This window comes from Mycetocola lacteus (assembly GCF_003667575.1).
Classification (GTDB): domain Bacteria; phylum Actinomycetota; class Actinomycetes; order Actinomycetales; family Microbacteriaceae; genus Mycetocola; species Mycetocola lacteus.
This window is the reverse complement of sequence record NZ_RCUY01000009.1, coordinates 351,597-378,048: the sequence shown is the minus strand read 5'-3', so window position 1 is coordinate 378,048 and position 26,452 is coordinate 351,597. Positions and strand designations below refer to the sequence as shown.

Genomic DNA, 26,452 nt, shown 5'->3' with positions numbered 1-26,452 from the left:
GTCTCTCGGGGTGAGACCGTGACCGATGCGCGGCCCTAAACCGGAACCCCCGGACGCTTGATTGCCGCGCCCACCACGACCGGTTCGGCGCTCTCGATCGGCAATTCCGCCAGGACTTCGGTGGTGAATTGATAGAGGTGTTCCAGGCTGGCAAACCACGCCGCCACGTTGAGGCTGAAAGCACCGGCAATCGCCAGGGTGCCGTGGACGGCAGGATGCTGCGCGAGCGTGCGCCCCACGGTATCCAGATGGCGCGGAGAAACCCGCATCCAGAAGTTCACGTCGATAGGCAGGCCCACGCGCGCCGGGTTCACCACCGTTTCAAACTGGACCTGGCCGGAGGCGCGCAGGGCCGTGAGGCGGCGACGCACGGTGGATTCCGGGGCGTCGATGCGGGCGGCGATCTGCGCGGCGCTGGCGCGCGGCTGCGCACCGAGAGCCGCGATGATTGCCGCGTCGCGGGCGCTCAGGTCCTCGGCGGTCGGCGGATGCGGATACGTCTCGGGTGGGGTGAAAGCCCGACGCTCCGCGCTGCTCAGCACATCGAGGCGCCAATTCCTCGCCTCGGAGAACACGTGCAGAATCGGGTGGGCCGCGACCGCGGTGATCGCGCCGGATGCGGGGAGCTGGCGCGCCACCAGCTGTCCGGCCACGTCGGACTCGGCAATCAAGACCGCCGCCAGTTCATCGCCCCCGATGGATGCGTCGATATAGGGGATGTCCTCACGCCGGGCCAGGGCTCGTCCGAGCTGGTCAAGCTTGCCGCTCAGAATGTGGATCCGCAGCATGAGCGCCGTGCGGGTGGGCGGGGGAGTGCGGGCGATGATGCGAAGGTCGCCCGAGTCCAGCAGCGTATTGAGCCGCCGCCCGGCGGGGCGCACCCCGAGGTCCAGGACGGAGGCAAGGCGCTCGAGGGAGACGCGCGGGTCGCACTGGAGGGCGGCAATGATGCGTTGATCCGCGAGACTCAGTGCTAAATCGCTCATGTTGATGATCCTACTTGTAGGTATCGCTCAAATCTAGGTGGAAAAAGGGCCGATCTGGCCCGTCGGGTCCAGGCTCAAGACATGAGCACACTCACGACATCGACCCCGTCCCTTCTCCCGTCTCTCGAATCCGCCCTGCGCGAGGCCGGCTCACAGCTCCTGACCCGTCCGCAGGTTGCCGCCCTGCCCGACATGCGGGCCTTCCGAGCGGCATTCGAGGCCCTGGAAGCCGACGTGATGGCGATTCTGCGGCCGGCCCTGATGGCGCTGCGACCGGATGCCGCCTGGATCGACGAGCTCGACTCTGCCGACCTTCCCCGAGGCGCGGCCTGGTTGGTGGATTCGGTGGATGGTGCGGTGCAGTACATGCGCGGGCTTCCCCAGTGGTGCCTGACCGCGACGCTGCTCGAAGACGGAGAGCCGGTGCTTGCGGTACTCCACAATCCGGTTCTGGGTGAAACCTACTCGGCCGTAAGTGGGGAGGGGGCGTGGCGCAATGGCGAGCGAATTCTGCCCTCGGAAACTCGCGACATCGCCGTGGCACTGGTGTCCACCAGCCAGCCGCCCTTCGCCGCCCAGGATCCCTCGGCCGTGCACCGGGCGGGCGACTCCCTCGCGCGGGTGCTCGGCGTCGCCGGTGCGGTGCGCAATCTGGGTCCTACCTCCTGGCAGATCGCCGATGTGGCGGCCGGACGGCTGGACGCCTTTTGGGAGTTCGGTGATGACCGCTCCAACCTGCTGGGTGCCGTCCTGATCGCCCGCGAGGCCGGCGCATCCGTCACCGACGCAGCCGGTGAATCGTGGATCCCGAACTCCGCCTCGGTGCTGGTGGCAACACCGGCGCTGCGTGATGAGCTCCTGAATGCCCTGGCCTGCTAAACGCCCTGCTTGCTAACCGCCTGCCCGCTAAACACGCTGCTTGCTAAACACGCTGCCCGCCCGGTCTCCCGGGCGGGCAGCGTGGCGGACGCAAACTATCGGATGATCGCCCGGCGCAGCAGACGCCAGGATCCGAGGCTCGCCGCAATAATGGCGACGCCCGCGGCGATGGCCAGCCACCAGGGTTCAAATGCGGCGATAATCTGGGCGGCCTGCGGTACCAGGATCAGCACGGCCACGACGACCACCAAGCCGATGCCGATGCCCAGCAGGATTGGTCCACGGTTATTGAAACGGATCCACGCCGCCCCGAAAACCCCGGCGACGGTCAGGATTGACAGCACGCCCAGGAGGACGATCGCAAACGTCACCGGGAGGTTGCCGTTGCCCAGGATGGCGATGTCGAAGATGTAGAAACCCACAAACCAGTGGTTGGTCGCCAGCTCCAGCGCCGCCAGAGCCGTCAGCACGGCGGCCAAGTAGGCGGCGATTACCAGGTTCCACAGCAGTGTGCCCAGGGTGAAGGCACGCCGGGTGGCCCCCAGGGTGATCGCGAAACGGAATGTGGTCGCGGTCGAGGACACCCCCATGTAGCCCAGGAACCCACCGAGTGCCCAGACCAGCCCGGGGTTGGATCGGGAACTGTCGATCCAGCCGGCGGTGCCCGGCTGGCTGCCCGCCCGCCAGAAGATCAGCGAAATGAGAATCGAGAGTACCGCGACGATCCCCACATAGAGCACCGGCACCCCGAACGTCATCCGCTTTCGCGTGAGATGCAGTCGAGTAACCGCGAGTACCGGGTTCATGGCGGGTCCCTTCGTGGAGGTGGAGGTAGAGGTGGAGGCAGCACCGGGGGTGCGGGCCTGCGCGGAGGCATCGAGAACGGTCATGCGGCCACCGCCTCGGCTGCGGAATCGCTACCAAGCGCCGTCACCAGATCGGCCACGCTGACCCCCTGGATGCGCGCACCCACGGCATCTGCTCGGGCCAGAAACGCGTCGTCGGCGGTGCCGCGAATGGTCGCCGAGGCGAGGCCGGGGACAGTCTGGAGGCGTAGGACCTCCATGCCAACAGTCAGCTCGCGGATCGCGTCGTCGCGTCCGCTCACGGTGAAGGCAAGGTCGGGGATTTCCTCGATATCCGCGTCCAGCAGGATTCGTCCCGAATCCACGATCAGCACCCGGTCAAACAGCGACTCGGACTCCTCCACGTGGTGGGTGGAGAGGATCACGGTGCGCGGGTGCTCGGCCACATCTCGGACCAGGGCCTCGTGGAAGTAGCGCCGTGCGTTGACGTCGAGCCCGAGATAGGGCTCGTCCATCAGCGTGAGCGGCGCGCGAGACGCCAGTCCCAGCACGATGGCCACCGCGGAGAGCTGGCCGCGGGAGAACTTCTTCACCGACTGATCCAGCGGTACCCGGAAGCCCGCCGCGAGTTGCCGGGCGAACCGCGCATCCCAGTGCGGCAGGAAGCGCGGGGCGATGGTGAGCACGTTGCGCACGGTGAAATCATCCGGGTATCGCTGATTGTCCCGCACCAGGTTGATCTCGGCCAGCGTGGGGGCGTGTTCAAACGGGGAGTGTCCGTTTATGTGCACGGTGCCCGCGCTGGGCAGATCCTGGCCGGCGATCAGCGAGAGCAGCGTCGTTTTGCCCGCGCCGTTGCGCCCCAGGAGACCGCAGATGCTGCCGGTGGGCAGTGTGAAGGACACGCCGTCGAGCGCGGTGTGGGAGCCGAAGCGTCGGGTGACGCCGTCGAGGACAAGATGGTTGGTCATGAGGGTTCCTTTGCGATGGTGTCGCGGATGAGGCGCTCAATCTCGGCGGGGTCCAGCCCGAGCAGGTTTGCTTCGCGAACCAGCGGTTCAACGAAGTCGGCGCGTAGTCGTTCTCGACGCTGAGCGAGCAGGAGCTCCCGAGCGCCGGGGGCAACAAAGATGCCGATTCCGCGTTTTTTATAGAGGGCGCCCTGTTCCACCAGGAGGTTGACGCCCTTGGAGGCGGTGGCCGGGTTCAGATCAAAAAACACGGCCAGGTCGGTCGCCGACGGCACCGCCGATTCCTCCGGGTAGGTTTCGGAGACAATGTCATCGGCGAGCCGCGTGGCGAGCTGCTGGAAGAGGGGAGTGGTACCTGTGAACACACCACTACTCTAGTCCATTAGTCGACTAATGGACCAGTGGGCCGAAGAATTTCTTTTGGGAATGTTTTGTCCGGGTGCCGGGTTGGCCTGGGTATGACTGAACCCATCAAGGTAGACATCTGGTCCGACATCGCGTGCCCGTGGTGCTTCATCGGCAAGCGCAAGTTTGAGGCGGGAGTGGCCGCCTTCGCCGCCGGTTCCGATACTCCGGTCGAGGTGGAGTACCACTCCTTCGAGCTGGCACCGGACACCCCGGTTGACTTCGAGGGCAGCGAGCTGGACTTCCTGGTGAATCACAAGGGCATGCCCGCCGAGCAGATCACCGAGATGCTGGGACGTGTGACCGGGATTGCCGCCCAGACCGGCCTGGAGTTTAACTTCGACAAGCTGCGTCACACCAACACGGTGCTTGCCCACCAGGCGCTGCACTTTGCCAAGGCGCACGGCAAGCAGCGCGAGCTCGCCGAGGTACTCTTCCGTGCCTACTTCACCGAGGGGAAGCACGTGGGGAAGATCGCCGACCTGGCCGAGCTCGGTGCCAGCGTGGGACTGGACGCGGCGGAATTGACCGCCGCCTTGGAATCCGACCGTTATCTGGCGGATGTCCGTGCCGACCAGGCGCAGGCCCAGGGGTATGGAATCCAGGGCGTCCCGTTCTTTGTGATCGACGGCAAGTATGGGGTGTCCGGCGCTCAGGAGGCGCAGGCCTTTGAGCAGGTCCTCACCCAGGTCAGCGCGGAGCGCGGCGCATGAGCGGCCCCTTTACGCTGATCGGCGACCCCGCCGCCGAGGCCTGCGGACCCGATGGCTGTGCAATCCCGGTTGATCATCCCGCACGTACCTCGGCGGTTGAGCTCGATGCGACGGCACCCACAGCGGAATCGGCGCTGCCGCAGGCGGACTAGCGTCACCATATAAAAACACCGTGTCACCCCTACTGGGGGACACGGTGTTTTGGTGTGCCGAGCGACACGCCCGGAGGTTAGAGGCTGCCGAGAACATCCAGACGCAGCTGGGCGATGACGGCGACGATGATGTAGATGGCCAGGGTCAACGGGATGATCCAGGAGAGCAGGGCACCGGCCACACGGCGCACGCCTGCGCCGGCGGGGATATTGCCCTCGCGCAGGTTGTAGAGGGTGACCGACAGGAACGAGGGGATCATGACCGACCAGGTGAGCATGCACCAGGGGCACAGGGTGCCCAGGACGAAAATGGACTGGGTGATCAGCCAGATCACGAATACGATACCGGCGAGCATGCCCACGTTGAAGACCACCCAGAACCAGCGCGGGAACCGGGCACCGGCGAGGATTGCCACGCCGACCACGATCGGTGCGATCCAGGCACCGAGGCCGATGATCGGGTTCGGGAAGCCAAAGACCGCACCTTGCCAGGAGTTCAGGTTTGCCGAGCACTGAACCAGCACGCTGACGTCACACCCCAGAGCTTGGCCGGGGTTGGTGAGGGCGTGGAATTTTTCGACGGTGAGTTCAAAGGCGGCAAACCATCCCACGAGGCCGGCCACAATCAGGAAGATGGCGAGCAGGCGTGGTTGACGCGTCGTTTCGGTGCTGGTCATGCTCGAATTATGACATAGCGATTTGGGAAAAATGCGAAGGTCATTCGCATGTTGACGCCTCCCGCGTGCGATAATGAGAGCTGTGCAGGTTTCGCCGCGCGAAACCTGGATGAACGAAGGCTTGTCAGGTGCCGAGCGCGCCTGATGCGCGAGTGAGCGTTGGGAAACGCCCCCGCAAAGCGATCCGAGCCACGGGGCCGATCGCTGTAGTGCATAGGATTTGGTGAGTTGAACGCCCAGGCGTAGAGATTCGCCCAAGATTCCCGGATGGTAGCGCGGCTACTAATCGGATGAGGAGTGCACCAGTAATGGTGAATAAAAACAAAAACGAGGCAGTACCTGCCGACAATAACGACGCCACAACCGAAGGGGTCTCGGAGACGAGCACCCCGGTAACCGAGGAAGCCCCGTCGCGTGCCCCGCGCCGAACCCGCGGATCGCGCCGGGTCAGTGCCTCGGCCGGTGCGGCGACCGCGCCGAGTGACGCCGTGGTTACCACCGAGGCATCTTCGAGTGCAGAGCCCGAGACGCCCGCAGCGTCTGCGGCTCCGTCGGCACCCGCCACGCAGAGCCCGGTTGACGAGGCCACCGGCGCAGAACCCGCGGGCGCGGCACCGGTCACAGAAACCGCCGAGGCTGCGGCACCGCGTCAGCGTCGTCGGGGTCGCCCGACCAAGGCCGAACAGCTTGCCCGAGCCGAGGCCGCCGAGGCTGCGGCACGTCAGGCCGCCGGGTCGCAGGACGCTGCCGGATCGCAGGACGCTGCCGGATCTCAGGACGCTGCCGGATCTCAGGACGCTGCCGGATCTCAGAATGCCGCCGGATCTCAGAATGCCGCCGGATCGGTGACCGGTTCGGAGTCGCCCGCCGAGTCTGTGTCCGCGGAGTCTGTGCCCGCGGAGTCTACCCCTGCGAGTTCCGCCGCTCCCGCGGCAACCGGAACTGACAGCACCGGTGCCCAGGCTGCCGGAACCCGGGCGACCGATCTCGCTGAGTCGACCGCCGATGCCCCGGCCGCCGGCGAAGCCATCACCGAAGCCGTCGCTGAGGCCCCCGCGGCCCCCAAGATTGTCAGCCCGCTGCCGGTGCCGTTTGTGTCGGCACCGTCCACCGCCCTGATCTTCCTGGCGCCGGACCTGCCTCCGCTGCCCGCCCGTCCCGCGCGCGCCGAGTTTGAGCCGGAGGAGGACGAGGAGTACTCGTCCACCCGTCGCCGCTCGCGTCGTCGTGGCGGTGACCGGGACAACGCTCGGGACGAGCGCCCGAGCGCCCGCGATAACGTTCGCGACAACCCCCGTGACGGTGGCCGCGATGGCTACCGTGAAAACACCCGGGATAACTACCGTGACGGCGATCGTCGTGAGAACACCCGCCCGGCTCGCGAGCCGCGCGAGGCCGTACTGATCACCGAGCCGCAGAAGATCAAGGGCTCGACCCGCCTGGAGGCCAAGAAGCAGCGCCGCCGTGACGGTCGCGATGCCGGTCGTCGCCGTGCCGTGGTCACCGAGGCCGAGTTCCTCGCCCGTCGCGAGGCCGTGGATCGCACCATGGTGGTGCGGGAGAAGAACCAGAAGATTCAGATCGGCGTGCTCGAAGACAAGGTTCTGGTTGAGCACTACGTTGCCCGCAACGAGGAAGCCTCGCTGATCGGCAACGTGTACCTCGGTCGCGTGCAGAACGTGCTGCCCAGCATGGAGGCCGCGTTTGTGGACATCGGGCGCGGACGCAACGCCGTGCTCTACTCCGGTGAGGTCGACTGGGAGGCCGCCGGCACCACCGGTAACCAGCCCCGCCGGATCGAGCTCGCGCTCAAGCCCGGCGACAAGATCCTCGTCCAGGTCACCAAGGACCCGGTGGGCCACAAGGGTGCCCGCCTGACCAGCCAGGTCTCCCTGCCCGGTCGCTACCTGGTGTACGTGCCCAACGGCTCGATGTCGGGTATCTCCCGCAAGCTGCCGGACACCGAGCGTGCCCGTCTGAAGAAGATCCTCAAGGCCGTTCTCCCCGAAAACACTGGCGTGATCGTTCGCACCGCGGCCGAGGGTGCCACCGAGGAGCAGCTGACCCTGGACGTCAACCGCCTCACCTCGCAGTGGGCACACATCTCCGAGCAGGTCAAGAAGGCCAACGCCCCGGCCCTGCTGCACAGCGAGCCCGACCTGCTGGTCAAGATCGTCCGCGACGTCTTCAACGAGGACTTCCAGTCGATGGTCATCGCCGGAGATGACGCCCGCGAGATCATCACCAGCTACCTCCAGCAGGTGGCCCCGGACCTCGTTGACCGCGTCGAGCGCTACGAGGGTAGCAAGGACGTCTTCGACGAGTACCGCATCACCGAGCAGATCGAGAAGGCCCTGGACCGCAAGGTCTGGCTGCCCTCGGGTGGTTCGCTGGTCATCGACCGCACCGAGGCCATGACGGTGATCGACGTCAACACCGGTAAGTTCGTGGGCTCCGGCGGAAACCTTGAGGAGACCGTCACCAAGAACAACCTGGAAGCGGCTGAGGAGATCGTTCGTCAGCTGCGTCTGCGCGACATCGGCGGCATCATCGTGGTTGACTTCATCGACATGGTCCTGGAATCCAACCGTGACCTGGTGCTGCGCCGCGTAATCGAGTGCCTGAGCCGCGACCGCACCAAGCACCAGGTGGCCGAGGTCACCTCGCTGGGTCTGGTTCAGATGACCCGGAAGAAGCTGGGTCTGGGTCTGCTGGAATCCTTCAGCGAGCCCTGTGAGACCTGCGCCGGCCGCGGTGTCATCGTGCACCACGACCCCGTTGTGAAGCACAAGCAGACCCCGCAGCCCGAGCAGCGTCGTCGTGGCAAGGGTGGTGCCGGTCAGCAGCAGAACACTCAGCAGCAGAACGGTGGCCACAACAACGGTGCCGCTCAGCAGCAGCAGCCCGCCGCCAAGGCCGCGACCCACGCGATCACCGATGATGCCAAGAACATGCTGGCGCAGATTGCCGCCAGCACGATCGCCGGAACCCACGAGCACGAGGGTGCCGCCGAGGCACCGACCGAGACCCCGGTGGCCGAGGTGCGCAAGAAGCGTCGTCGCGGCGGAAAGAACCGTGACTCGCAGCTGCTCCTGGAGCAGACCGAGTCGCCGGCTGCCGAGCTGGCAGCCCTGCTGCAGCCCGTGACCGAGCCCGCCCCGGCGGCCCCGGTCGTGTCGGACGTCCCGACCGCAACGGAGAGTACGTCCGCACCGGCATCCGAGGATGCCCCCGCCGAGCGCACCGAGCGTCCGGCCCGCGGAGGCCGCGGTCGTGCGAGCCGTCGCGGCGGACACGAAAACCTGCCGCTGCTGGACATTCCGCTGGAAGCGGTTCGCAAGAACCACAAGGTGGACGTCAAGGTGGCCGAGGACCTGCTGGGGTCCGTGCTGGATGCCCTGCCTGAGCCCAAACAGCCGGGCAAGGGACGCAACCGTAACCGTCGGGTCAGCACCCAGGCGCTCACCGGTACCCCGGTGCGTCACGACGGTGAGGCTCAGCCCACCGCCGAATAAGCGCAAAAACAGCAATCGCCGTCCCGGTTTCGGGGCGGCGATTGCCGTATGTTCGGAGATTAGTCCGCGCGCAGGAACCCGTTGGAATGGGTGGCCAGCGCATAGGCAAACTCATCGGCGATGCTGAGGGTGCGGTTGGTGACCCACTGCTGCTGGAGCCCATCGGCTAGGGCGATCAAAGCGCGAGCGTCGCGTGCACGGTCGGTGAGCGGTCGGGTGTCCCCGCGCTGGTCCAGGAACTCACACAGCTCATCAACGATGCGTGCATAACGATCGCGGAAATAGGCGGCGGCCGGATGATCGGGGGAGCTCGCCGCCGCGGACATGGTCACAAACAGTTCCACCAGGCCCGGCCGTGACGTGTTGGCCTCCAGTACCGCGATAAAGTCCCGGATCGGGTGTTCGGCGGAGATGGCGGCCGCGTCAACCTCGTCGCGGCGCTGCAGGATCTGCACCAGCAGATCCTCGCGGGACTCAAAGTAGTGCATTACGCCGGCCAGGCTCAGCTCGCAGCGTGCGGCGACCGTGCGCAGCGAGGTGCCGCGATAGCCCTCGTCGGCGAAGACCTCCAGGGCGACGGTGAGAATCTTTTCGCGCTGCCGGGTGCCTTTGGGGGAGAGGGGGGAGCGATCAGACATTGGCCCATCGTATATCAGCCACGCCCCTCAGCGGCAAAACCGTGCACTGTATGCTTTTCTTGTCAGCGTCGACCAGAAGGAGCACCGTGACACACTCACCACTTCCCACCGACGCCCCCGCCCAGGGGGCCGAACCCGCAAGATTTAACCGCAAACTCGGGGTTCTGCTGGGCACCCTGCTTCCCGCCAATATCGCGATGTTTATGGTCTGGGGTGCCACCGCCTCGCTGCTGCTTTCGCTGCAGATTCAGGAGATTGACCCGAAAAATAAGGAGACCAACCTCTCCCTGGTCCTGACCGTGGGCGCGTTTTGCGCGATGATCGCGCAGCCCCTGGCTGGCCTGGTGTCCGACCGTACCCGCAGCCGATTCGGGCCCCGCGCCCCTTGGATCGTGGGCGGAGCCCTGGTGGGTGGCCTCGCGCTGGTGGGTATGGGGCTCGGCACCTCGGTCTGGCAGATCATGATCGCCTGGATCGCCGTGCAGATCGCCTATAACTTCGCCCAGGGTCCGCTGAGCGCGGTCATGCCCGACCGGGTCCCCAGCCCACTCCGCGGAACCTTCTCGGCGATCATCGGCCTGGGGCTCATGCTCGGCATGGTTGGCGGCCAGATGGTGGGGTCCCAGTTCGCCCGGAATATCCCCGTGGGTTACGTGTTCTTCGCCGGAATCGCGCTGGTGGTGCTGACGCTGTTTGTGGTCCTCAACCCGGATAAGGATAACCGCGAGCGCCCCCGTGAGCCGTTTAACCTCCGGGTCTTTTTGAGTGGGTTCTGGGTCAACCCGGTCAAGCATCCCGACTTCTTCTGGGCCTTCACCGGCCGGCTGTTGCTCAACGCCGGATACCTGATGGTCAGCACCTACATGATTTTCATCCTGCAGGAGTACATCGGGGTCAGTAAGGAGCGCGCAATCGAGCTCACCCCGCAGTTTGCGCTGCTGAGCATGGCGGCCCTGCTGGTCTCCACGCTGGTGGCCGGGCCGCTCTCGGACAAGCTGCGTCGCCGTCGCGTGTTTGTCATGGTCTCGGCCGGGATCCTTGCCCTGGCCCTACTGATCCCGCTGCTGATGCCCAATGAGGGCGGCATGGCACTGTTCTCCCTGGTGTCCGGCTTTGGCTTCGGGATCTTCCAGTCGGTGGATACCGCGCTGATCAGCGAGGTGCTGCCCAGCAAGGAGGACTTCGCCAAGGACCTCGGCGTGATCAATATCGCCGCCACCCTCCCGCAAACCCTCGCGCCGGCCCTCGCCGGGATCATCGCGCTGAGTTTCGGCTACGCACTTCTCTTTCCCATCGGCATCGTCCTGGTTATCCTGGGCGGACTCGCCGTGATTCCCGTCCGATCCGTTCGCTAGCTAGTTCCACCCCTAGAAAGGTCATCATGTCAGTACACCCGCAGACCGAAACGATCCTTGCCGGACTCACCCTCGAACAGAAGGCGTCGCTGCTCAGCGGCGCGACCTTCTGGGAGACCGAGGGGATCGAGGAGGCCGGTATTCCCTCGATTATCGTCTCCGACGGCCCCCACGGCGTGCGCCGCCAATCCACCGGTGGTGATCACCTGGGCCTGCTCGATGGTGAGCCCGCAACCTGCTTCCCGCCCGCGGTGGGCCTGGGCTCCAGTTGGGATCCCGAACTCGTCGAGCGCGTCGGTGAAGCTCTCGGCCGCGAGGCGCAGGCCAAGCGAGTGAGCGTGCTGCTGGGCCCGGGCATCAACATCAAGCGAGACCCGCGCTGTGGGCGCAACTTCGAATACCTCTCCGAGGACCCGCTGCACGCGGGTGTGCTGGGCAGCGCGTTTGTGCGCGGTGTGCAGTCCCAGGGGGTCGGCACCTCGCTCAAGCACTATGCGGCGAACAACCAGGAGACCGACCGTCTCCGAGTGAGCGCCGAGATCGACACCCGCACCCTGCGCGAGCTCTACCTCCCGGCCTTCCGCCGCGTGGTAACCGAAACCCAGCCGTGGACGGTCATGTGCTCCTATAACAAGGTCAACGGGGTCTTCGCGTCCGAGCACAACTGGCTGCTCAACACCGTGCTCCGCGACGAGTGGGGTTTTGAGGGTGTGGTGGTCTCGGACTGGGGTGCCGTGCGCGATCGGGTGCCCTCGCTGGCCGCGGGTCTCGACCTGGAGATGCCCTCGACCAATGGTCGCACCGACGCCGATGTGGTGGCCGCGGTGCAGAACGGTTCGCTAGAGATCGCCGTGGTGGACACCGCTGTGCGTCGCCTGATCGAGCTCGCGCTGAAGGGCCATGAGGGACTGTGGCCGGATGCCGAGCTCGACGTGGACGGGCAGCATGCGATCGCCCGCGAGGTGGCCGGTCGCAGCATCGTTCTGCTGCGCAACGAGGATGCGATCCTGCCGCTGACCCCGGGTGCCGGGCCGGTGGCCGTGATCGGCGAGTTTGCCCGCACCCCGCGCTATCAGGGGGCCGGTAGCTCGCAGATTGTGCCCACCCGCCTCGACAATGCGCTGGACGCGATCCGCGCGGCCGCGGGGGAGGATGTGCCGTTCGCCCCGGGCTTTGTGCTGGAGGGGGAGTCGGATCCGGTCCTCGCCGACGAGGCCGTGCGCCTGGCCGCCTCGGCCGAGACCGTACTGTACTTTGCCGGGCTGCCCTCGAGTGCCGAGTCCGAGGGCTTTGACCGTGAGGATATCGAGCTGCCCGCCGACCAGGTGGCGCTGCTGGAGCGTCTGATCGAGGCGAACTCGCGGATCGTTGTCGTTCTGAGCAACGGTGCCGTGGTGCGCGTCTCGGACTGGAACGAGCGGGTGCCCGCGCTGATCGAGGGTTGGCTGCTCGGCCAGGCCGGTGGCGGTGCGATCGCCGACGTGCTCTACGGTGTCGTCAACCCGTCGGGCCGGCTCACCGAGTCGATCCCCGAGCGTCTGCAGGACGTGCCCGCCTACACCAGCTTCCCCGGGGAGCACGGTTCGGTGCGCTACGCCGAGGGACTCTATGTGGGCTACCGGCACTATGACACCCGCGAGGCCGCGGTGACCTATCCGTTTGGATTCGGGCTGTCCTACACCACGTTTGGCTACTCCCACGAGGTGGTTCGGGTGGAGGGTGACACCGTGCGTGTGAGCGTTCAGGTCACCAACACCGGCACCCGCGATGGGCGTGAGGTGGTCCAGGTGTACAGCGCCCTGCCCGGTGCTGAGGTTTCGCGTCCGGTGCATGAGCTGCGCGCGTTCACCTCGGTGGCGATCCCCGCGGGTAAGACGCGCGAGGTGGAGCTGAGCTTCCCGGTATCCGACCTGGCGTACTTCTCGACCGCCGCCGACGTGTGGAGCGTCGAGGGTGGGACCTATGTGATCGAGATTGCGGCCTCCTCCCGTGACATCCGCGCTCGACTGGACATTCAGATTGAGGGCGACCCGTCGCCGATCCCGCTGAGTGTGAACTCGACCCTTGGCGAGTGGTTCGCCCACCCGGTGGGTGCGCCGATTCTCAACGCGGCCTTCGCCCAGGTGCTCGCGGCGACCCCCGCCGTGGGTGGCATGCTCAACGATCCGCACCTGCGCAAGATGGCCGAGCAGATGCCGATGTCTCAGATGGTGGCATTCGGCGCGATCACGCCCGAGCAGGCTCAGGGCCTGGTCGACGCCGTGGAGCAGGCGAGCGCCTAGGCTTCAGACGCCAAGCGGGGCGGCATCCGGCGTGGATGCCGCCCCGCTTGGCGTTATCGCTAGCGTGCGGTGAGGGTGTGCGAGGAAGCTCGGGCCAGGCGGCGCTCGCGCTCGGTGATCCGCAGGCCGCTGGCGATCAGGCGTCGGGTCAGGGTTTTGGGGGAAACCGGGGTGGCGCCGGCGGCGATCAGGCTCTGGTAGACCCGGGCCGGAACATCGTAGTGATCCAGGTCGAACCCACGGCGCGGAATCTCATTCTCGGCGGCGAAGGAGTGCAGCTCGTCGAGGGACTCATCGCTGACCAGGTGCGACCAGAGGGTGCCGTGGTTGGGCCACATCGGGTCATCAATCAGGATTGTCATGTCACAGAGTCTAAGCAGATGACGCTCCGTTTCATTCCCGGTTGTCACCGAAAACACGCCGGGCGACGACACGAGCCCGAGGGTATTTGGTAAGCGGGCGTTAATCGGCTAACCTTGAACCTTGGAACGCGTGTGCTTATCCCACACGTAAAACCAAAGTTTTCTGACAGCCGTTACTCTGATCCCACTGGGTTCCGGCAGGGCAGTGACACTCAGATATGCACGTAATCGGAGCTCAGCTCCCCAGAGAATAGGTATCTACAGTGGTTTACGCAGTAGTACGCGCCGGTGGCCGGCAGGAAAAGGTTGAGGTCGGCTCGATCATCACCACCAACCGCATCGCGGGCGACAAGGACGGGAACGTGCAGCTTGCTGCCGTTCTCCTCGTAGATGGTGACAAGATCACCTCCGACGCCAAGTCGCTTGAGAAGGTCGCCGTGACCGCCGAGGTCCTGAACGACCTCCGCGGCCCGAAGATCGTCATCCAGAAGTTCAAGAACAAGACCGGTTACAAGAAGCGTCAGGGCCACCGTCAGGAGCTCACCCGCCTCAAGATCACCGGCATCAAGTAGAGACGCTAAGGAGATCCTCTAATGGCACATAAGAAGGGTGCGAGCTCCACTCGCAACGGTCGTGACTCGAACGCTCAGCGTCTCGGTGTAAAGCGTTTCGGCGGCCAGACCGTCAACGCAGGCGAGATCATCGTGCGTCAGCGCGGAACCCACTTCCACCCCGGTGTGAACGTGGGCCGTGGTGGCGATGACACTCTGTTCGCTCTGGCAGCCGGCTCGGTTGAGTTCGGTGCAAAGGGCGGCCGCAAGGTTGTCAACATCGTGGCGGTCGACGCCTAAGTCGCGTTTCCGCTACATTATGTGAGGGGTGAGCTTCGGCTTACCCCTCACGTGTTTTCCGGGAACCTTCGGAGAACCTGCTTTCGCGCGAGATCCCGCGCATTTTCTACAAGGGGTACAGACCGTGACCACGTTTGTCGATCAGATCACTCTCCACCTCAACGCCGGTAACGGCGGCGATGGTTGCGTCTCGGTAAAGCGCGAGAAGTTTAAGCCGCTGGGCGGGCCCGATGGTGGCCCCGGCGGTAGCGGTGGTGACATCGTTCTCGTGGCCGACCCCAACACCACCACCCTGCTGGCTTATCACCGTTCCCCGCACCGTCGCTCGGACAACGGTGGCCCGGGTATGGGTGACTACCGCGGTGGCACCAACGGTGAGGAACTGGTGCTGCCGGTTCCGCTGGGAACCGTTGTGAAGACCCCCGAGGGCGAGGTCCTGGTGGACCTGACCCAGGCCGGCGACCGCTTTGTCGCGGCCGAGGGTGGCCACGGTGGTCTCGGTAACAACGGCCTCGCCAACTCCAAGCGCAAGGCCCCCGGATTCGCCCTGCTGGGTACTCCGGGTGTGGAGCGCGACCTCATTCTTGAGCTCAAGACCGTCGCCGATGTGGCGCTCGTGGGCTACCCGTCGGCCGGGAAGTCGAGCCTGATCGCGGCCATGTCCGCGGCCAAGCCGAAGATTGCCGACTACCCCTTCACGACCCTGCACCCGAACCTCGGTGTGGTCGACTCGGGCAACACCCGCTACACCATCGCCGATGTCCCCGGACTGATCGAGGGTGCCAGCGAGGGCCGCGGTCTTGGACTGGAGTTCCTGCGCCACGTCGAGCGCTGTGCGGCCCTGCTGCACGTGCTTGACTGTGGCACCCTGGAGCCCGGTCGCGACCCGATCAGCGACCTCGACATCATCCTCGGTGAGCTGGAGGCCTACCCGGTCCCCGAGGGCCAGAAGCCGCTGACCGAGCGTCCGCAGCTGATCGCCCTGAACAAGATCGACGTCCCCGAGGCGCGCGAACTCGCCGAGTTCGTGAAGGCAGACCTGGAGGAGCGCGGCTATCGCGTGTTCCTGATCTCCGCCGTGAGCCGCGAGGGTCTGACCCAGCTGAACTACGCCCTGGGCGAGCTGGTGGAGGAGTCCCGTGCCGAGGTTGTGGCCGCGATCGAGGCCTCGCCGCGCATCGTGCTGCGGCCCAAGGCCGTGGATCGCTCGGGCTTCCAGATCCGCGTCGAGGGTGGATCCTACGGAAACCTGTTCCGTGTGCTCGGCGAAAAGCCGTGGCGCTGGGTCCAGCAGACCGACTTCAACAACGACGAGGCCGTGGGTTACCTGGCCGACCGCCTGCACAAGCTCGGCGTGGAAGACGGCCTGTTCAAGGCCGGTGCCGTGGCCGGATCCACCGTGGTCATCGGTACCGGTGACGGCGTGGTCTTCGACTGGGAGCCCACCATGAGCTCCTCCGCCGAGATCGCGACCCCGCGTGGAACTGACCCGCGCCTCGATCAGCTCACCCGTCCGACTGCCAAGCAGCGTCGTGCCGACTACCTGGACCGCATGGACGCCAAGGAGGAGGCCCGTCAGGAGCTCCGCCGCGAGGGCGAGACCGGATTCTGGGACGTGGACGCGGAAATCGCCGAGGATGCGATCCTCGCCGATGGCACCGTGGACTATGACGATGAGGATGCCGATTTCGATGACGACCACGGGGTTGAGGTTATTCAGCTTCGCGGTGAAAGCGAGTAAAACCGCGTGACCCTGCAGAACCGTGCCGAACTGCGTGGCGCCCGCCGCGTGGTTGTGAAGGTGGGATCCTCCTCGATCAGCGGCGATAACGTCGCCCAGATCACCCCGCTCGTGGACGCCCTGGCGGCGGCCTACGGGCGCGGGACCGAGATCGTCCTGGTGTCTTCGGGTGCCATCGCCACGGGTCTGCCATTCCTGAATCTCGACCGTCGGCCGACCGACCTTGCTACCCAGCAGGCGGCGGCCGCGGTCGGGCAGAATCAGCTGATTCACCGCTATCAGGAGGAGCTAGACCGTCACGGCATCATCGCCGGACAGGTGCTGCTTTCCGCCAACGACCTGGCGCTGGATGCTCACCGCGTCAACGCGCAGCGGGCCATGTCCCGGCTGCTGGGTCTGCGCATCCTCCCGATCGTCAACGAAAACGACACCGTGGCCACCCACGAGATCCGCTTTGGTGACAACGATCACCTGGCCTCGATGGTGGCGCGGCTGATTGGGGCGGATGCCCTGGTGCTGCTCTCGGACATTGAGTGCCTCTACACGCGTCCGCCGAGCGAGCCCGGTGCCGAACCCATTCCGCTGGTGCCGTTTGGCGCCGAGCTGGAGGGTGTGGAGTTCGGCGAGCCCGGCAAGGCCGGTGTGGGCACCGGGGGAGCGGCCACCAAGGCCTCCGCCGCGCGCCTGGCCGCCGACAGCGGGACCGCGGTGCTGATCACCTCGACCCCGAACGTTGCCCGCGCCCTGGACGGGGAAGACCTGGGTACCTGGTTCGAGCCGCGCCCGCAGGCCTAAGCCGCCGCGCCGGTGGGGGTCTCCCCGGGAACTGCCCGCAAGCGGAGACCGCCGCGCCGCTCCGGGCTGACCGGGAAACGCCCGCGAATGCACGACGCCCCACAACTGGGGACACGCCCATCTGCACCGTTTCTCGGGTTTGTCACAGAAGTGACGCGTGTCGGTGTGAACTCGCTACACTAACGGCATGAGTGAACGCGATGCCCAGCAGGTAGAGACCGTCGTATTTGAGCGCCTGCGGGGCACCCGCGAGGCCGCCCGCGGGCTGGCCATCGCCAATGGAAACCTGCGCAACGCGGTGCTGGAATCCATCGCCGCCGGGATCGAGGAGCACACCGAGGCGATTATCGCCGCCAACGCCCTGGACCTCGAGGCGGGGGAGCGCGCCAACATTGGTGCCGGCCTGCTGGATCGGTTGCGCCTGGACGCACCGCGCATCGCCGCGCTGGCTCGCGCCGTGCGTGAGATCGCCGCACTGCCCGACCCCCTGGGTCAGACCGTGCGCGGCAGCACCCTGCCCAACGGCATCAAGCTCGATCAGGTGCGGGTTCCCTTCGGCGTGATCGGGGCGATCTACGAGGCCCGACCCAACGTCACCATCGACATTGCCGCGCTGGCCATTAAGAGCGGTAACGCGATCGCGCTGCGCGGGGGAACCGCCGCCGAAAACTCCAACCTGGTCCTGGTGCGAATCCTGCGGGACGGGCTCGCCGCCAACGGGCTGAACCCCGACGCCATCGTGAGCGTCGACGACTTCGGCCGCGACGGGGCCAACGCGCTGATGGCCGCCCGCGGCCTGGTCGACGTCCTGATTCCGCGTGGCAGTGCCTCGCTGATTCAGGCGGTGCTCAACACCGCCAAGGTTCCGGTGATCGAAACCGGTGCCGGCGTGGTTCACATCTACCTGGATGAGTCCGCGCGCCTGGACTGGGCGGTGGATATCGTCCACAACGCCAAGGTGCAGCGTCCCAGCGTGTGCAACGCGGTAGACACCGTGCTGGTGCACCGCGGTGCCGCCGAGCGGGTCCTGCCCGCGGTGCTGGACGCGGTGTCCCGCTCGGGTGTGCGTCTGCTCGCGGATGAGCGCACTCGCGAGCTCTACCCGAACGTGGAAATCGCCACCGCCGAGACCTGGGCCACCGAGCACATGAACCTGACCCTGGGCGTCAAAATCGTTGACGATCTCGACGGTGCCCTCGCACATATCCGTGAGTTCTCGACCGGACACACCGAGTCGATCATCACCGAGGATGTTCGCTCTGCCGAGCGATTCCTGGCCGAGGTCGACTCCGCGGTGGTCATGGTCAACGCCTCCACTCGCTTTACCGATGGCGGCGAATTCGGCTTCGGAGCCGAGGTGGGCATCTCGACCCAGAAGCTGCACGCCCGCGGTCCGATGGGTCTGTCCGAGCTGACCAGCACCAAGTGGATCGTGCGTGGCGCGGGTCAGGCCCGAATCTAACCGGTAGACTGGTCCGAGGCGATTCTTGCCCGAACTGTGAATTGGAGAACTGATGTCGATCTCGACCATCCTCGTTTCCGCTGCTGAGGCGGCGCACACCGAGCTGCCCATGCCCCCCTTCATGTACGGCGTGGTTGCGCTGGTAGCGCTGGCGATCCTCGGTGTCACCACCTTCACCTACCGCGACGTGGCCAACCGTCACAGCCAGAAGCCGGCCGCACAGCCGGGTGCCGGTAGCCACCACTAAGGTAGGTTCGTCAGGATGCAGGCCGGTACACGGCGCCCGCGGATCGGGGTCATGGGTGGAACCTTTGACCCGATTCATCACGGTCACCTGGTGGCCGCGAGCGAGGTAGCCCAGTCGTACGACCTGGATGAGGTGGTGTTTGTCCCCACCGGTCGTCCGTGGCAGAAGAGCCGCGTGACCGAGGGGGAGCACCGCTATCTGATGACGGTCATCGCGACCGCCTCCAATCCGCGGTTTACCGTGAGCCGGGTGGATCTTGACCGTGAGGGTCCCACCTTCACGATCGACACCCTGCGAGACCTGCAGCGGCAGCGTCCCGATGCCGAGCTGTACTTCATCTCGGGTGCCGATGCGGTCCAGCAGATCCTGGGCTGGAAAGACGTGGATGAGCTGTGGTCGCTGGCCAAGTTCGTCGCTGTCACCCGGCCGGGCCATGTGCTCACCGAGGAGGCGCTTCCCAATAAGGATGTGGCCGTGCTCGAGGTTCCCGCGATGGCAATTTCCTCCACCGACTGCCGAGCCCGTGTGAAAGACGGATCGCCGGTTTGGTATCTCGTACCGGACGGTGTCGTTCAGTACATCAGCAAACACCACCTGTATCGGAGTAATGCATGAGTACATCATCCGACGATAAGCCGCTGTCGCGTCGCCAGCTGCGTGAGCGCACGCAGGCGGGCCAGACGGCGCAGGTCCCCGTCGTTGCGCCGCAGACTCCGCCCGCAGAGGCGCGTCCGGCAGCTCCGGCAGCTCCGGCAAACCCGGCGAGCGGCACCGACGCACCGGACACACACACCACCGCACCGCTGGATGCCGGTGCAATTCGTGCGTTGATCGAGGCCGAGCGCAGCGGCGCGACGCTGACCCGCCGGCAGATGCGGGATCTGGAGCGTGCACGCGGCACCGGAACCGCCGCCGACGCCGCCCGTGGTGTCACCACCGAGCGTCCCGCCCCCGCGAGCGCGCCGCAGACCCCGACCCTGTCCGACGCCTTCCTGGCTCCGGCGCGTGATCGTGCCGCGGAAGCCGAGGCCAGTGCCGCCGCCGTGCGGGCCGAGGTTGAGCGGGTTGCCGCCGAAAAGGCCGAGCGTGAGCGTACCGAGCGTGAGGCTGCTGAACGTGCTGCCGCCGAGCGGACGGCGGCCGAAAAGGCCGAGGCCGAGCGGGCCAACAACGAGCAGCTCAGTGCACGCAGCAAGCGCGCGCTGAAGAAGGCCTCGCGCAAGGATGAGGCCGAGAAGGCCGCGGCCGAGGCTGCCGCCGAAGCCGAGGCTCGCCGTGTTGCCGATGAGAAGCGTGTCGCCGATGAGCGGGCTGCTGCCGAGCGGGCCGAGGCCGAGCGTGAGCGCGCGGCGCGTGCCCAGGCCGCCCCCGCCGCGACCCCCGATGTGCAGCTTCCCGGGGCGTCCTTCGGGGTGCTGCCCGGGAACATCGACGAAACCCAGGCGATGCCGCACCTGGGCGACGCCTTCGGGTTGAACGGCGCCGGTCGTGGGAAGTCCACCGGGTTCGATGACATCATCGCTCGCGGTGTGGACACCACCGGCGGCAGCTCCACCACCACCAACGCGCTGATCCTGCCCTCGGTTCCCGGTAGCGGGCCGCTGAGCGGTCCCGTGCTCGGTTCGGGTGAGGTCATTGTGACCGGCACCATCGACCTGCCCGGCAGCCTCTCCAATACCAACCAGAACCGCCTGGAAAAGGGCGATCTGGACACCATGTTTGACCACGATGAGGACCCGCAGCCGGTAACCGCGGGCAACCCCGTCTCGGCCAGCCGCGCCGTGAGCTCGCACACCGCGACCCGCGACGTGATTGCGCCGCCCGCCCCCGTCAAGAACAATCGACTGCTGATGACCCTGTCGGTGACGGCCGGAGTCCTCGCGGTGGCCCTGGTGGCCGTCGTGATTATCGCCATCGTTTCCGGGTCCATTTGACCCACCCCACACACCACCGAAAGGTATTTATGACTTCCGAACTCTCCGTCACCGAGGCGATCCAGATCGCCGCACAGGCGGCGGACGCAAAGGGCGGATCCGAGCTGATCGCGCTGGACGTTTCCCAGCCGCTGCCCTTTGTTGACGCATTCCTGATCGTCACCGGCCGAAACGAACGTAACGTGATCGCCATCGCCGGCGAGGTTGAGGACAAGCTCAACGAGGCCGGCGTGAAGACCAAGCGTCGCGAGGGTCGTGCCGGCGGACGCTGGGTGCTGCTGGACTTCGGTTCGGTAGTGGTTCACGTCTTCCACGATGAGGAGCGTTCCTACTACGACCTCGAGCGTCTGTGGAAGGACTGCCCGCAGATCGAGATCACCCTGCCGGAGCCCGTCTCCATCACGCAGTAGGCCGCATTCGCGCGGGCGACTCGCCCGCGCGGCGTGTCCGATTTTCCTCGCCGTGTCCTCGTGTTGTAATCTAAACATGTTGAACACGAGGCCACGGCCGAGTGAATAACAATCTGGGTCTGTGGCGCAGCTGGTAGCGCACCTGCATGGCATGCAGGGGGTCAGGGGTTCGAGTCCCCTCAGATCCACCCATGTGCACTAGGCACGAAAATACCCCGTCTTCGGACGGGGTATTTTTGTTATCGCGTGGTATCGGACACCAGCAGGTTTTTCAGGATCAGGGTGCCCCAGAGTGTGCGGGCGGCCACTAGGATCCACAGGGCCGTCAGGATCAGATAGCCTCCCACGGCGAGAGCCGATAGCAGTGCAAGCCCGGTGTGGGCGGTGAGGCCGCTGAGGCCGGTGACACAGGTGCCCACCGGGAAGGTGAAGGACCACCAGGTGAGTGAAAACGGCATGCCCGTGCGCAGGGTACGGATGGTGATGATGGTGGCGATGAGGGCCCACAGCAGGGCAAACCCCAGGACCGGCACTCCGTAGGCGATCGCAAGCAGTCCGGCGATCTCTGCGTGGGCGGGGGAGAGGGTTCCGTGTGTCGCCGTTGCCAGGGCGCACGCGGCCGTCACGGACTGACCCAGCGGTCCCAGGACAATCCAGTAGGTGGGGACCGCCGCCGCGGTGCCCACGCCGTGGCGAACCAGGCGCATCCAGATAAACCCGATGATCATCAGCGAGGCGATGAGACTCATCCCGAACAGGGCGCCACACACGACCATGAGTGTGGTGCGCTGCTCCGGCGTCCCGAGGGTGGGGATCAGCAGCGCGCCCCCGGTTGTCGAGACCATCGGGGGAACCACGGGCATCAGCCAGCCGCCGAATGCGTCGCGGCCCCGCAGCCCGAGAGTCGTGAAGCTCAGCATCGGAATGGCAACCGCGCAGACAAGACCCAGGATGGTGCCGAGGACCCAGCAGGTCCACGCGATCGGGACGGTCGCAGCCCCCAGGATCGGGGTGCCGAGGAGCAGGGCCCCGGACCCCACGGTGAGGATCGCCATCGGGAGTGCCCCGTAGAAGTGGGCGAAGACAGGATGGCGGTGATGGCCGCGGGCGGTCTGGGGATAGCGCCGGTGGTGACGGAGGAAGCCGGCCAGGAGGAGCACCAGGAGCGCGGCCGCGAGCACCCACACACCTCGCGCCGCATCGCGTAGCCAGGGAGCGCCCTGGGGGAGGGTCGCGGCGGCGGTTGCGACGATGCCGGTGCCCATGACCGTGGCAAACCAGTTGGGGGTGAGGAGTGACACGGTCAGGCTGCGTGGTGTGCGGGTGCTCATGTTTTCATCCTTCTCTCCGGGCGGAGATCCGGGTAGTCGGATATGGTTGGGAAGATACAAGCGATGATTGTGACGGGGCCGATGTCGGACATTGAAATTGCCGCCCTCCGGGTGTTGGCCGCGGTGGCCGAAACCGGGAGCTTCTCGGCGGCCGCGGCACGGCTGGGGATCACCCAGCAGGCAGTCTCCGCGCGCATGCGTAGTCTTGAGGCGCGGATCGGCACCGCGCTGGTGCGACGTTCACCCCGCGGGTCCGCGATGACCGCGGAGGGCACGGTGATCGCGGGCTGGGCCGCCGAGGTGCTCGCCGAAGCCGATCGTTTTGCCGAGTCGGTGACGAGCCTGACTGCGGTATCGGCCACCCCGCTGCGCATTGCCGCAAGCCTGACGATTGCCGAGTACCTGGTTCCCGGATGGCTGCGCGAACTGCGTGCCACGGGTGAAAAGCGCGCCGAACTGCGGGCACTCAACAGTGCGGGCGTGATGGACCTTGTTTCCGCGGGGGCCGTGGAGCTGGGGTTTGTGGAAACCCCCGAGATCCCCGCCGAACTGGAAGCCACGCGCATCGCCACCGACGAGCTGGTGGTTGTGGTGGCGCCCGGACACGCATGGGCACGTCGGCGCTCGGGCATCACCGCGGCCGAGTTGGCGCGCACGCCGCTGATCATGCGGGAGGTCGGTTCCGGAACGCGTCGGGCATACGAGACCGCCCTGGTCGCGCACGGGGTTGTCGAGACGCCGGCGTTGCCCTACGCGGTCCTTCCCACAACAACTATGGTCCGAGCGACCGCTCTGGCGGGGGAGGCACCTGCTGTCTTGAGCGTGCTCGCCGTGGCCGAGGCTCTGACGTCGGGCACCCTGATGGCCGTCCGGGTGCGCGGACTGTGGATCACCCGCCCCCTGAGCGTGGTGTGGCCCCGGGGCACCCAGCCATCGGCCCGTGCCCGGGTGCTGCTCGCGCTGATCTCCGAGGGCCGGGGAGTCGCCGCCCGCGGGGAATGACGAAAGTGGCGCACCCGTGAGGATAACCGGTGCAGGTGTTATGGGAAAAGATGACGATTCATGACGCCCGATGACAAACCGCTCCGGCCGAGTGGATAGCGTGGTCTCTAATCCGCTAAATGCAGAACCCCGCCCTCCCGCATCGAGATGAGTTTTTGTGTCCGCCAGTGCTGCCGCCCGTGTTCGCTTTGATCGCGTCGAGAAGTCCTTTCCTGGGGCGACTCGCGGCGAGGCCGAACGGCGTGTGCTGCGCGATATCGGCTTGGATGTGACCCCCGGTGAGGTACTCGCCATTCTGGGCACCTCGGGATGTGGAAAGTCCACCCTGCTGCGCATCGTGGGTGGCCTGGATTCCGCAAGCGCCGGGGTGGTCTCACTCGACGGCGATCCGATCCTCGGCATCGATGAGCGCACCGCGATCGGCTTCCAGGAACCTCGGCTGCTGCCCTGGCGGACGGTGACCCAGAACGTCGCCCTCGGCCTGCCCGCCGGCACCCCGGCCGCCGCCGGACGTGACCGGGTCGACCGCCTGATCGAGCTGGTCGGGCTGAGCGAGTTCGCCGATCACCGCCCCCGGGAAATCTCCGGCGGCATGGCCCAGCGCACCTCGCTGGCCCGCGCCCTGGCCCGTACCCCCGGTGTGTTACTGCTGGATGAGCCCTTCGGAGCCCTGGACGCCCTCACCCGGATGCGGATGCAGGACCTGCTGCTCCAGATCCACGCGGTGGAACCCGCCACCATCCTGCTGGTGACTCACGATGTGGATGAGGCGCTCCAACTGGCCGACCGCGTGATCCTGCTGGGTCATGAGGCCGGAGTGCCCGGAGCCACCATCATCGAGGAGCTCACCGTGCCCGGGACGCGCCCCCGCGACCGTGGCTCGGCGGAGCTTGCCGAGCTGCGTGGCCGGCTGCTCTCGGGGCTGGGCATTGATCGTCACGGCAGCGCCCGCGGCATCGAAACCGAGGCCGGAATCCCCATCTTCCCCTACTAGCCCTCCCCAGGCTGACACCCCATTTCCGTCACACGTCACAGAGGAACCCATGAAAACCCGTTCACGTACCCTGTTTGCCGCCATCGCGCTCGCCGCGATCACAACCCTGGGCCTGTCGGCCTGCGCGGGGGAGGACGCGGCCCCGGCCGAAGGCGGATCCAAGGGTGGCACCCTCAACATCGACTTTGCCACCTACAATCCGCTCTCGTTGATCATCAAGGACAAGGGCTGGCTCGAGGAGGACCTGAAGTCCCAGGGTGTCAGCGTCAACTGGATCCAGTCGGCCGGCTCGAATAAGGCCAACGAGGGTCTGCGCGCGGGTGCGCTGGATGTGGGATCGACTGCCGGTGCGGCCGCACTGCTCAACCGCGCCAACGGCTCGCAGATCAAGGCGATCACGATTGCCAATAAGCCCGAGTGGGCGGCCCTGATCGTGGGCAAGGACTCCACCATCACCAGCGTGGCCGAGCTCAAGGGTAAAAAGATCGCTGCCACCAAGGGCACCGACCCCTACTTCTTCCTGCTGCAGTCCCTCGCCGAAGCAGGCCTCAGCCCCGAGGATGTGACCATCGAGAACCTGCAGCACGCCGACGGTTGGTCGGCGCTTCAGGGTGGCTCGGTGGATGCCTGGGCGGGTCTCGATCCGATTATGGGTGGCGCGCTGGAAAACGGGGCGAAGTTCCTCTACCGCAACGTGGACTTCAGCTCCTATGACGTGGTGGCCGCGACCGAGTCGTTCATCCAGAAGCGTCCGGACATTGCCCAGACCGTGGTGAACGCGTATGCGGATGCACGCGCGTGGGCGCTGAAGAACCCCGAGGAAACCGCAACCATCCTGGCGAAGACCGCGAGCCTGGACGATGCGGTGGCCACCAGCGTGATCACCGACCGGACCAACTTCGACGTGGACCCGGTGCCCGGCGACGCCCAGGCGAAGGTCCTGAAGGTCATCGGCCCGGTCTTTGTGGAGACCGGCGATGTCGCGGGTCAGTCGCAGGTGGACGACGCGCTGAAGACCCTGTTCGAGCCGAGCTTCGCCCAGGCCGCGAAAACCACCAACCGCTCCTAACCGCATGGGTCGACCGCGCTGCGCGGTCGGCCCATGATCCCTTGGAAGAGTCATGACCAACGCTTCAACACCCACCCTCACCGCCCGGCGCACGCGCCGTCCCGGCTCGCCCAGATCTCGCACCCTCGTCGTGGTGCTCGGCGGGGCGGTCCTCCCGCTGATCCTGCTGGCCGCCTGGCAGACCATCGCGTCCCTGGGCATCATGCCGACCTCGCAGCTGCCCTCCCCGGCGATGGTGTGGAATGCCGGCGTGGACCTCGCTCAGCGCGGGCTGCTGCTGCCCAATATTGGGATCTCGGTGCAGCGGGTGTTCCTCGGCTTCGCGTTTGGTGCGGCGGCCGGCCTCTTCCTGGGGGCCATCGTGGGGCTCTCCCGATTTGGTGACATCCTGCTTGCCCCCACCCTCGGCGCGCTGCGCACGGTGCCCTCGCTGGCCTGGGTTCCGCTGCTGATCATCTGGCTGAAGTACGGGGAGGTGTCCAAGGTCACCCTGATCGCCATCGGCGCATTCTTCCCGGTCTACACCACCGTCTCCGCGGCGCTGCGACACGTGGACAAGAACCTGGTGGAGGCCGCACGGGCCTTTGGGCTGAATGGTTTCGCGCTGTTCCGCACCGTGCAATTGCCCGCCGTGCTGCCCTCGGTCATTTCCGGCCTGCGCCTCGCCCTCGCTCAGGCCTGGCTGTTCCTGGTGGCGGCCGAGCTTCTGGCGGCCTCGATGGGGTTGGGATGGCTGCTCTCCGACTCGCAGAACAACGGACGCACCGACCGGATCTTCCTGGCGATCCTGCTCCTGGCCTTCATCGGCAAGCTCAGCGATGCCCTGATCGGGCTCTTTGCCCGCTGGGCCAATAAGCGCTGGGCCTAGGCGCGGA

At 66.3% G+C, this 26,452-nt stretch carries 27 protein-coding genes and 1 tRNA gene; 20 read left to right on the top strand and 8 right to left on the bottom strand.

Translation table 11 applies throughout. The features are described 5' to 3' along the window. Positions 1–35: 35 nt before the first annotated feature. Positions 36–986 (bottom strand): winged helix-turn-helix transcriptional regulator, encoded by a 951-nt coding sequence (locus D9V34_RS10915; protein WP_121688828.1) that lies wholly within the window; start codon positions 984–986, stop codon positions 36–38. 81 nt (positions 987–1,067) lie between these two features. On the opposite strand from D9V34_RS10915, the gene D9V34_RS10910 reads away from it, so the two are divergent. After that, on the top strand, positions 1,068–1,865 hold the full coding sequence (locus D9V34_RS10910) for an inositol monophosphatase family protein (RefSeq protein ID WP_121688827.1): 798 nt from the start codon (positions 1,068–1,070) through the stop codon (positions 1,863–1,865). A gap of 95 nt (positions 1,866–1,960) precedes the next feature. On the opposite strand, the gene D9V34_RS10905 is transcribed toward D9V34_RS10910, so the two are convergent. The 3 genes from D9V34_RS10905 to D9V34_RS10895 are packed head-to-tail and all read right to left on the bottom strand — an operon-like array spanning position 1,961 to position 4,007. Further along, a complete protein-coding gene (locus tag D9V34_RS10905) occupies positions 1,961–2,755 on the bottom strand; it encodes a hypothetical protein (RefSeq protein WP_245992002.1) in 795 nt (264 codons plus the stop codon). Then, positions 2,752–3,642 (bottom strand): ABC transporter ATP-binding protein, encoded by an 891-nt coding sequence (locus tag D9V34_RS10900; RefSeq protein ID WP_121688826.1) that lies wholly within the window; start codon positions 3,640–3,642, stop codon positions 2,752–2,754. The genes D9V34_RS10905 and D9V34_RS10900 overlap by 4 nt, the downstream gene beginning before the upstream one ends. After that, positions 3,639–4,007: a GntR family transcriptional regulator gene (locus D9V34_RS10895; protein WP_121688825.1), complete on the bottom strand. Its 369-nt coding sequence runs from the start codon at positions 4,005–4,007 to the stop codon at positions 3,639–3,641. Before D9V34_RS10895 ends, D9V34_RS10900 begins: the two co-directional genes overlap by 4 nt. 93 nt (positions 4,008–4,100) lie before the next feature. Here D9V34_RS10895 and D9V34_RS10890 point away from each other — a divergent pair, with 93 nt between their 5' ends. Continuing rightward, a complete protein-coding gene (locus D9V34_RS10890) occupies positions 4,101–4,760 on the top strand; it encodes a DsbA family oxidoreductase (protein ID WP_121688824.1) in 660 nt (219 codons plus the stop codon). Further along, a complete protein-coding gene (locus D9V34_RS17815) occupies positions 4,757–4,912 on the top strand; it encodes a hypothetical protein (protein WP_183091951.1) in 156 nt (51 codons plus the stop codon). Before D9V34_RS10890 ends, D9V34_RS17815 begins: the two co-directional genes overlap by 4 nt. A gap of 77 nt (positions 4,913–4,989) precedes the next feature. Here D9V34_RS17815 and D9V34_RS10885 read toward each other — a convergent pair whose 3' ends face one another. Beyond that, entirely contained in the window at positions 4,990–5,589 is a 600-nt protein-coding gene (locus D9V34_RS10885; RefSeq protein ID WP_121688823.1) for a vitamin K epoxide reductase family protein, read from the bottom strand. Positions 5,590–5,897: 308 nt separating this feature from the next. Here D9V34_RS10885 and D9V34_RS10880 point away from each other — a divergent pair, with 308 nt between their 5' ends. Next, complete coding sequence (locus D9V34_RS10880; protein WP_121688822.1) at positions 5,898–9,104, top strand: Rne/Rng family ribonuclease; 3,207 nt, start codon at positions 5,898–5,900, stop codon at positions 9,102–9,104. 59 nt (positions 9,105–9,163) lie between these two features. On the opposite strand, the gene D9V34_RS10875 is transcribed toward D9V34_RS10880, so the two are convergent. Next, positions 9,164–9,742: a TetR/AcrR family transcriptional regulator gene (locus D9V34_RS10875; RefSeq protein ID WP_121688821.1), complete on the bottom strand. Its 579-nt coding sequence runs from the start codon at positions 9,740–9,742 to the stop codon at positions 9,164–9,166. 86 nt (positions 9,743–9,828) lie between these two features. Here D9V34_RS10875 and D9V34_RS10870 point away from each other — a divergent pair, with 86 nt between their 5' ends. Further along, positions 9,829–11,097, top strand: a complete 1,269-nt coding sequence (locus D9V34_RS10870; RefSeq protein WP_183091950.1) for an MFS transporter — start codon at positions 9,829–9,831, stop codon at positions 11,095–11,097. Positions 11,098–11,123: 26 nt separating this feature from the next. After that, a complete protein-coding gene (locus D9V34_RS10865) occupies positions 11,124–13,379 on the top strand; it encodes a glycoside hydrolase family 3 C-terminal domain-containing protein (RefSeq protein WP_121688819.1) in 2,256 nt (751 codons plus the stop codon). Between the two features lie 59 nt (positions 13,380–13,438). Here the strand turns inward: D9V34_RS10865 and D9V34_RS10860 are convergent, their stop codons facing one another. Next, the gene (locus tag D9V34_RS10860; protein WP_121688818.1) at positions 13,439–13,741 is read right to left on the bottom strand and encodes a DUF4031 domain-containing protein; all 303 of its coding nucleotides are present in this window, start codon (positions 13,739–13,741) and stop codon (positions 13,439–13,441) included. Between the two features lie 263 nt (positions 13,742–14,004). Between D9V34_RS10860 and rplU the strand changes: the two genes are divergently transcribed. The 10 genes from rplU (at position 14,005) to D9V34_RS10810 (ending at position 21,369) form a co-directional block, all read left to right on the top strand. Next, positions 14,005–14,313 carry a 50S ribosomal protein L21 gene (gene rplU, locus D9V34_RS10855; protein WP_030143782.1) on the top strand — a complete coding sequence of 103 codons (309 nt, stop codon included), beginning with the start codon at positions 14,005–14,007 and terminating at the stop codon, positions 14,311–14,313. 21 nt (positions 14,314–14,334) lie between these two features. Next, positions 14,335–14,592, top strand: coding sequence for a 50S ribosomal protein L27 (rpmA, locus tag D9V34_RS10850; RefSeq protein ID WP_030143781.1), 258 nt, complete (start codon positions 14,335–14,337; stop codon positions 14,590–14,592). A gap of 124 nt (positions 14,593–14,716) precedes the next feature. After that, positions 14,717–16,333, top strand: a complete 1,617-nt coding sequence (gene obgE / locus D9V34_RS10845; protein ID WP_121688817.1) for a GTPase ObgE — start codon at positions 14,717–14,719, stop codon at positions 16,331–16,333. 6 nt (positions 16,334–16,339) lie between these two features. Then, positions 16,340–17,128, top strand: coding sequence for a glutamate 5-kinase (proB, locus tag D9V34_RS10840; protein ID WP_121688816.1), 789 nt, complete (start codon positions 16,340–16,342; stop codon positions 17,126–17,128). 187 nt (positions 17,129–17,315) lie between these two features. Next, positions 17,316–18,590, top strand: a complete 1,275-nt coding sequence (locus D9V34_RS10835) for a glutamate-5-semialdehyde dehydrogenase (protein WP_121688815.1) — start codon at positions 17,316–17,318, stop codon at positions 18,588–18,590. Positions 18,591–18,642: 52 nt separating this feature from the next. Beyond that, positions 18,643–18,837 (top strand): hypothetical protein, encoded by a 195-nt coding sequence (locus D9V34_RS10830; protein WP_043321966.1) that lies wholly within the window; start codon positions 18,643–18,645, stop codon positions 18,835–18,837. Between the two features lie 15 nt (positions 18,838–18,852). After that, on the top strand, positions 18,853–19,452 hold the full coding sequence (nadD, locus tag D9V34_RS10825; protein WP_030143777.1) for a nicotinate-nucleotide adenylyltransferase: 600 nt from the start codon (positions 18,853–18,855) through the stop codon (positions 19,450–19,452). Further along, complete coding sequence (locus D9V34_RS10820) at positions 19,449–20,771, top strand: hypothetical protein (RefSeq protein WP_121688814.1); 1,323 nt, start codon at positions 19,449–19,451, stop codon at positions 20,769–20,771. The genes nadD and D9V34_RS10820 overlap by 4 nt, the downstream gene beginning before the upstream one ends. Positions 20,772–20,800: 29 nt before the next feature. Further along, complete coding sequence (rsfS, locus tag D9V34_RS10815; protein ID WP_121688813.1) at positions 20,801–21,181, top strand: ribosome silencing factor; 381 nt, start codon at positions 20,801–20,803, stop codon at positions 21,179–21,181. Positions 21,182–21,296: 115 nt separating this feature from the next. Continuing rightward, positions 21,297–21,369 (top strand) — tRNA-Ala (locus D9V34_RS10810). Between the two features lie 51 nt (positions 21,370–21,420). Here D9V34_RS10810 and D9V34_RS10805 read toward each other — a convergent pair. Then, positions 21,421–22,512 carry a TDT family transporter gene (locus D9V34_RS10805; RefSeq protein ID WP_121688812.1) on the bottom strand — a complete coding sequence of 364 codons (1,092 nt, stop codon included), beginning with the start codon at positions 22,510–22,512 and terminating at the stop codon, positions 21,421–21,423. Between the two features lie 81 nt (positions 22,513–22,593). Here D9V34_RS10805 and D9V34_RS10800 point away from each other — a divergent pair, with 81 nt between their 5' ends. The 4 genes from D9V34_RS10800 (at position 22,594) to D9V34_RS10785 (ending at position 26,445) form a co-directional block, all read left to right on the top strand. Then, positions 22,594–23,514: a LysR family transcriptional regulator gene (locus D9V34_RS10800; RefSeq protein WP_121688983.1), complete on the top strand. Its 921-nt coding sequence runs from the start codon at positions 22,594–22,596 to the stop codon at positions 23,512–23,514. A 157-nt stretch (positions 23,515–23,671) separates the two neighbouring features. Next, complete coding sequence (locus D9V34_RS10795) at positions 23,672–24,508, top strand: ABC transporter ATP-binding protein (RefSeq protein ID WP_220700581.1); 837 nt, start codon at positions 23,672–23,674, stop codon at positions 24,506–24,508. A 49-nt stretch (positions 24,509–24,557) separates the two neighbouring features. Beyond that, complete coding sequence (locus tag D9V34_RS10790; RefSeq protein ID WP_121688811.1) at positions 24,558–25,577, top strand: aliphatic sulfonate ABC transporter substrate-binding protein; 1,020 nt, start codon at positions 24,558–24,560, stop codon at positions 25,575–25,577. Between the two features lie 52 nt (positions 25,578–25,629). Further along, the gene (locus D9V34_RS10785) at positions 25,630–26,445 is read left to right on the top strand and encodes an ABC transporter permease (protein WP_121688810.1); all 816 of its coding nucleotides are present in this window, start codon (positions 25,630–25,632) and stop codon (positions 26,443–26,445) included. The last annotated feature ends 7 nt before the right edge of the window (positions 26,446–26,452 follow it).

Bases quoted from the DNA above. Each gene is read 5' to 3' on its own strand.
- D9V34_RS10820 (WP_121688814.1), top strand. From the start codon at position 19,449: ATGAGTACATCATCCGACGATAAGCCGCTGTCGCGTCGCCAGCTGCGT.
- D9V34_RS10790 (WP_121688811.1), top strand. From the start codon at position 24,558: ATGAAAACCCGTTCACGTACCCTGTTTGCCGCCATCGCGCTCGCCGCG.
- D9V34_RS17815 (WP_183091951.1), top strand. From the start codon at position 4,757: ATGAGCGGCCCCTTTACGCTGATCGGCGACCCCGCCGCCGAGGCCTGC.
- D9V34_RS10890 (WP_121688824.1), top strand. From the start codon at position 4,101: ATGACTGAACCCATCAAGGTAGACATCTGGTCCGACATCGCGTGCCCG.
- D9V34_RS10830 (WP_043321966.1), top strand. From the start codon at position 18,643: ATGTCGATCTCGACCATCCTCGTTTCCGCTGCTGAGGCGGCGCACACC.
- rpmA (WP_030143781.1), top strand. From the start codon at position 14,335: ATGGCACATAAGAAGGGTGCGAGCTCCACTCGCAACGGTCGTGACTCG.
- D9V34_RS10910 (WP_121688827.1), top strand. From the start codon at position 1,068: ATGAGCACACTCACGACATCGACCCCGTCCCTTCTCCCGTCTCTCGAA.
- D9V34_RS10905 (WP_245992002.1), bottom strand. From the start codon at position 2,755: ATGACCGTTCTCGATGCCTCCGCGCAGGCCCGCACCCCCGGTGCTGCC.
- rsfS (WP_121688813.1), top strand. From the start codon at position 20,801: ATGACTTCCGAACTCTCCGTCACCGAGGCGATCCAGATCGCCGCACAG.
- D9V34_RS10835 (WP_121688815.1), top strand. From the start codon at position 17,316: ATGAGTGAACGCGATGCCCAGCAGGTAGAGACCGTCGTATTTGAGCGC.
- D9V34_RS10875 (WP_121688821.1), bottom strand. From the start codon at position 9,742: ATGTCTGATCGCTCCCCCCTCTCCCCCAAAGGCACCCGGCAGCGCGAA.
- D9V34_RS10800 (WP_121688983.1), top strand. From the start codon at position 22,594: ATGTCGGACATTGAAATTGCCGCCCTCCGGGTGTTGGCCGCGGTGGCC.
- D9V34_RS10805 (WP_121688812.1), bottom strand. From the start codon at position 22,512: ATGAGCACCCGCACACCACGCAGCCTGACCGTGTCACTCCTCACCCCC.
- D9V34_RS10885 (WP_121688823.1), bottom strand. From the start codon at position 5,589: ATGACCAGCACCGAAACGACGCGTCAACCACGCCTGCTCGCCATCTTC.
- D9V34_RS10785 (WP_121688810.1), top strand. From the start codon at position 25,630: ATGACCAACGCTTCAACACCCACCCTCACCGCCCGGCGCACGCGCCGT.
- D9V34_RS10915 (WP_121688828.1), bottom strand. From the start codon at position 986: ATGAGCGATTTAGCACTGAGTCTCGCGGATCAACGCATCATTGCCGCC.
- D9V34_RS10865 (WP_121688819.1), top strand. From the start codon at position 11,124: ATGTCAGTACACCCGCAGACCGAAACGATCCTTGCCGGACTCACCCTC.
- D9V34_RS10860 (WP_121688818.1), bottom strand. From the start codon at position 13,741: ATGACAATCCTGATTGATGACCCGATGTGGCCCAACCACGGCACCCTC.
- D9V34_RS10900 (WP_121688826.1), bottom strand. From the start codon at position 3,642: ATGACCAACCATCTTGTCCTCGACGGCGTCACCCGACGCTTCGGCTCC.
- nadD (WP_030143777.1), top strand. From the start codon at position 18,853: ATGCAGGCCGGTACACGGCGCCCGCGGATCGGGGTCATGGGTGGAACC.
- D9V34_RS10880 (WP_121688822.1), top strand. From the start codon at position 5,898: ATGGTGAATAAAAACAAAAACGAGGCAGTACCTGCCGACAATAACGAC.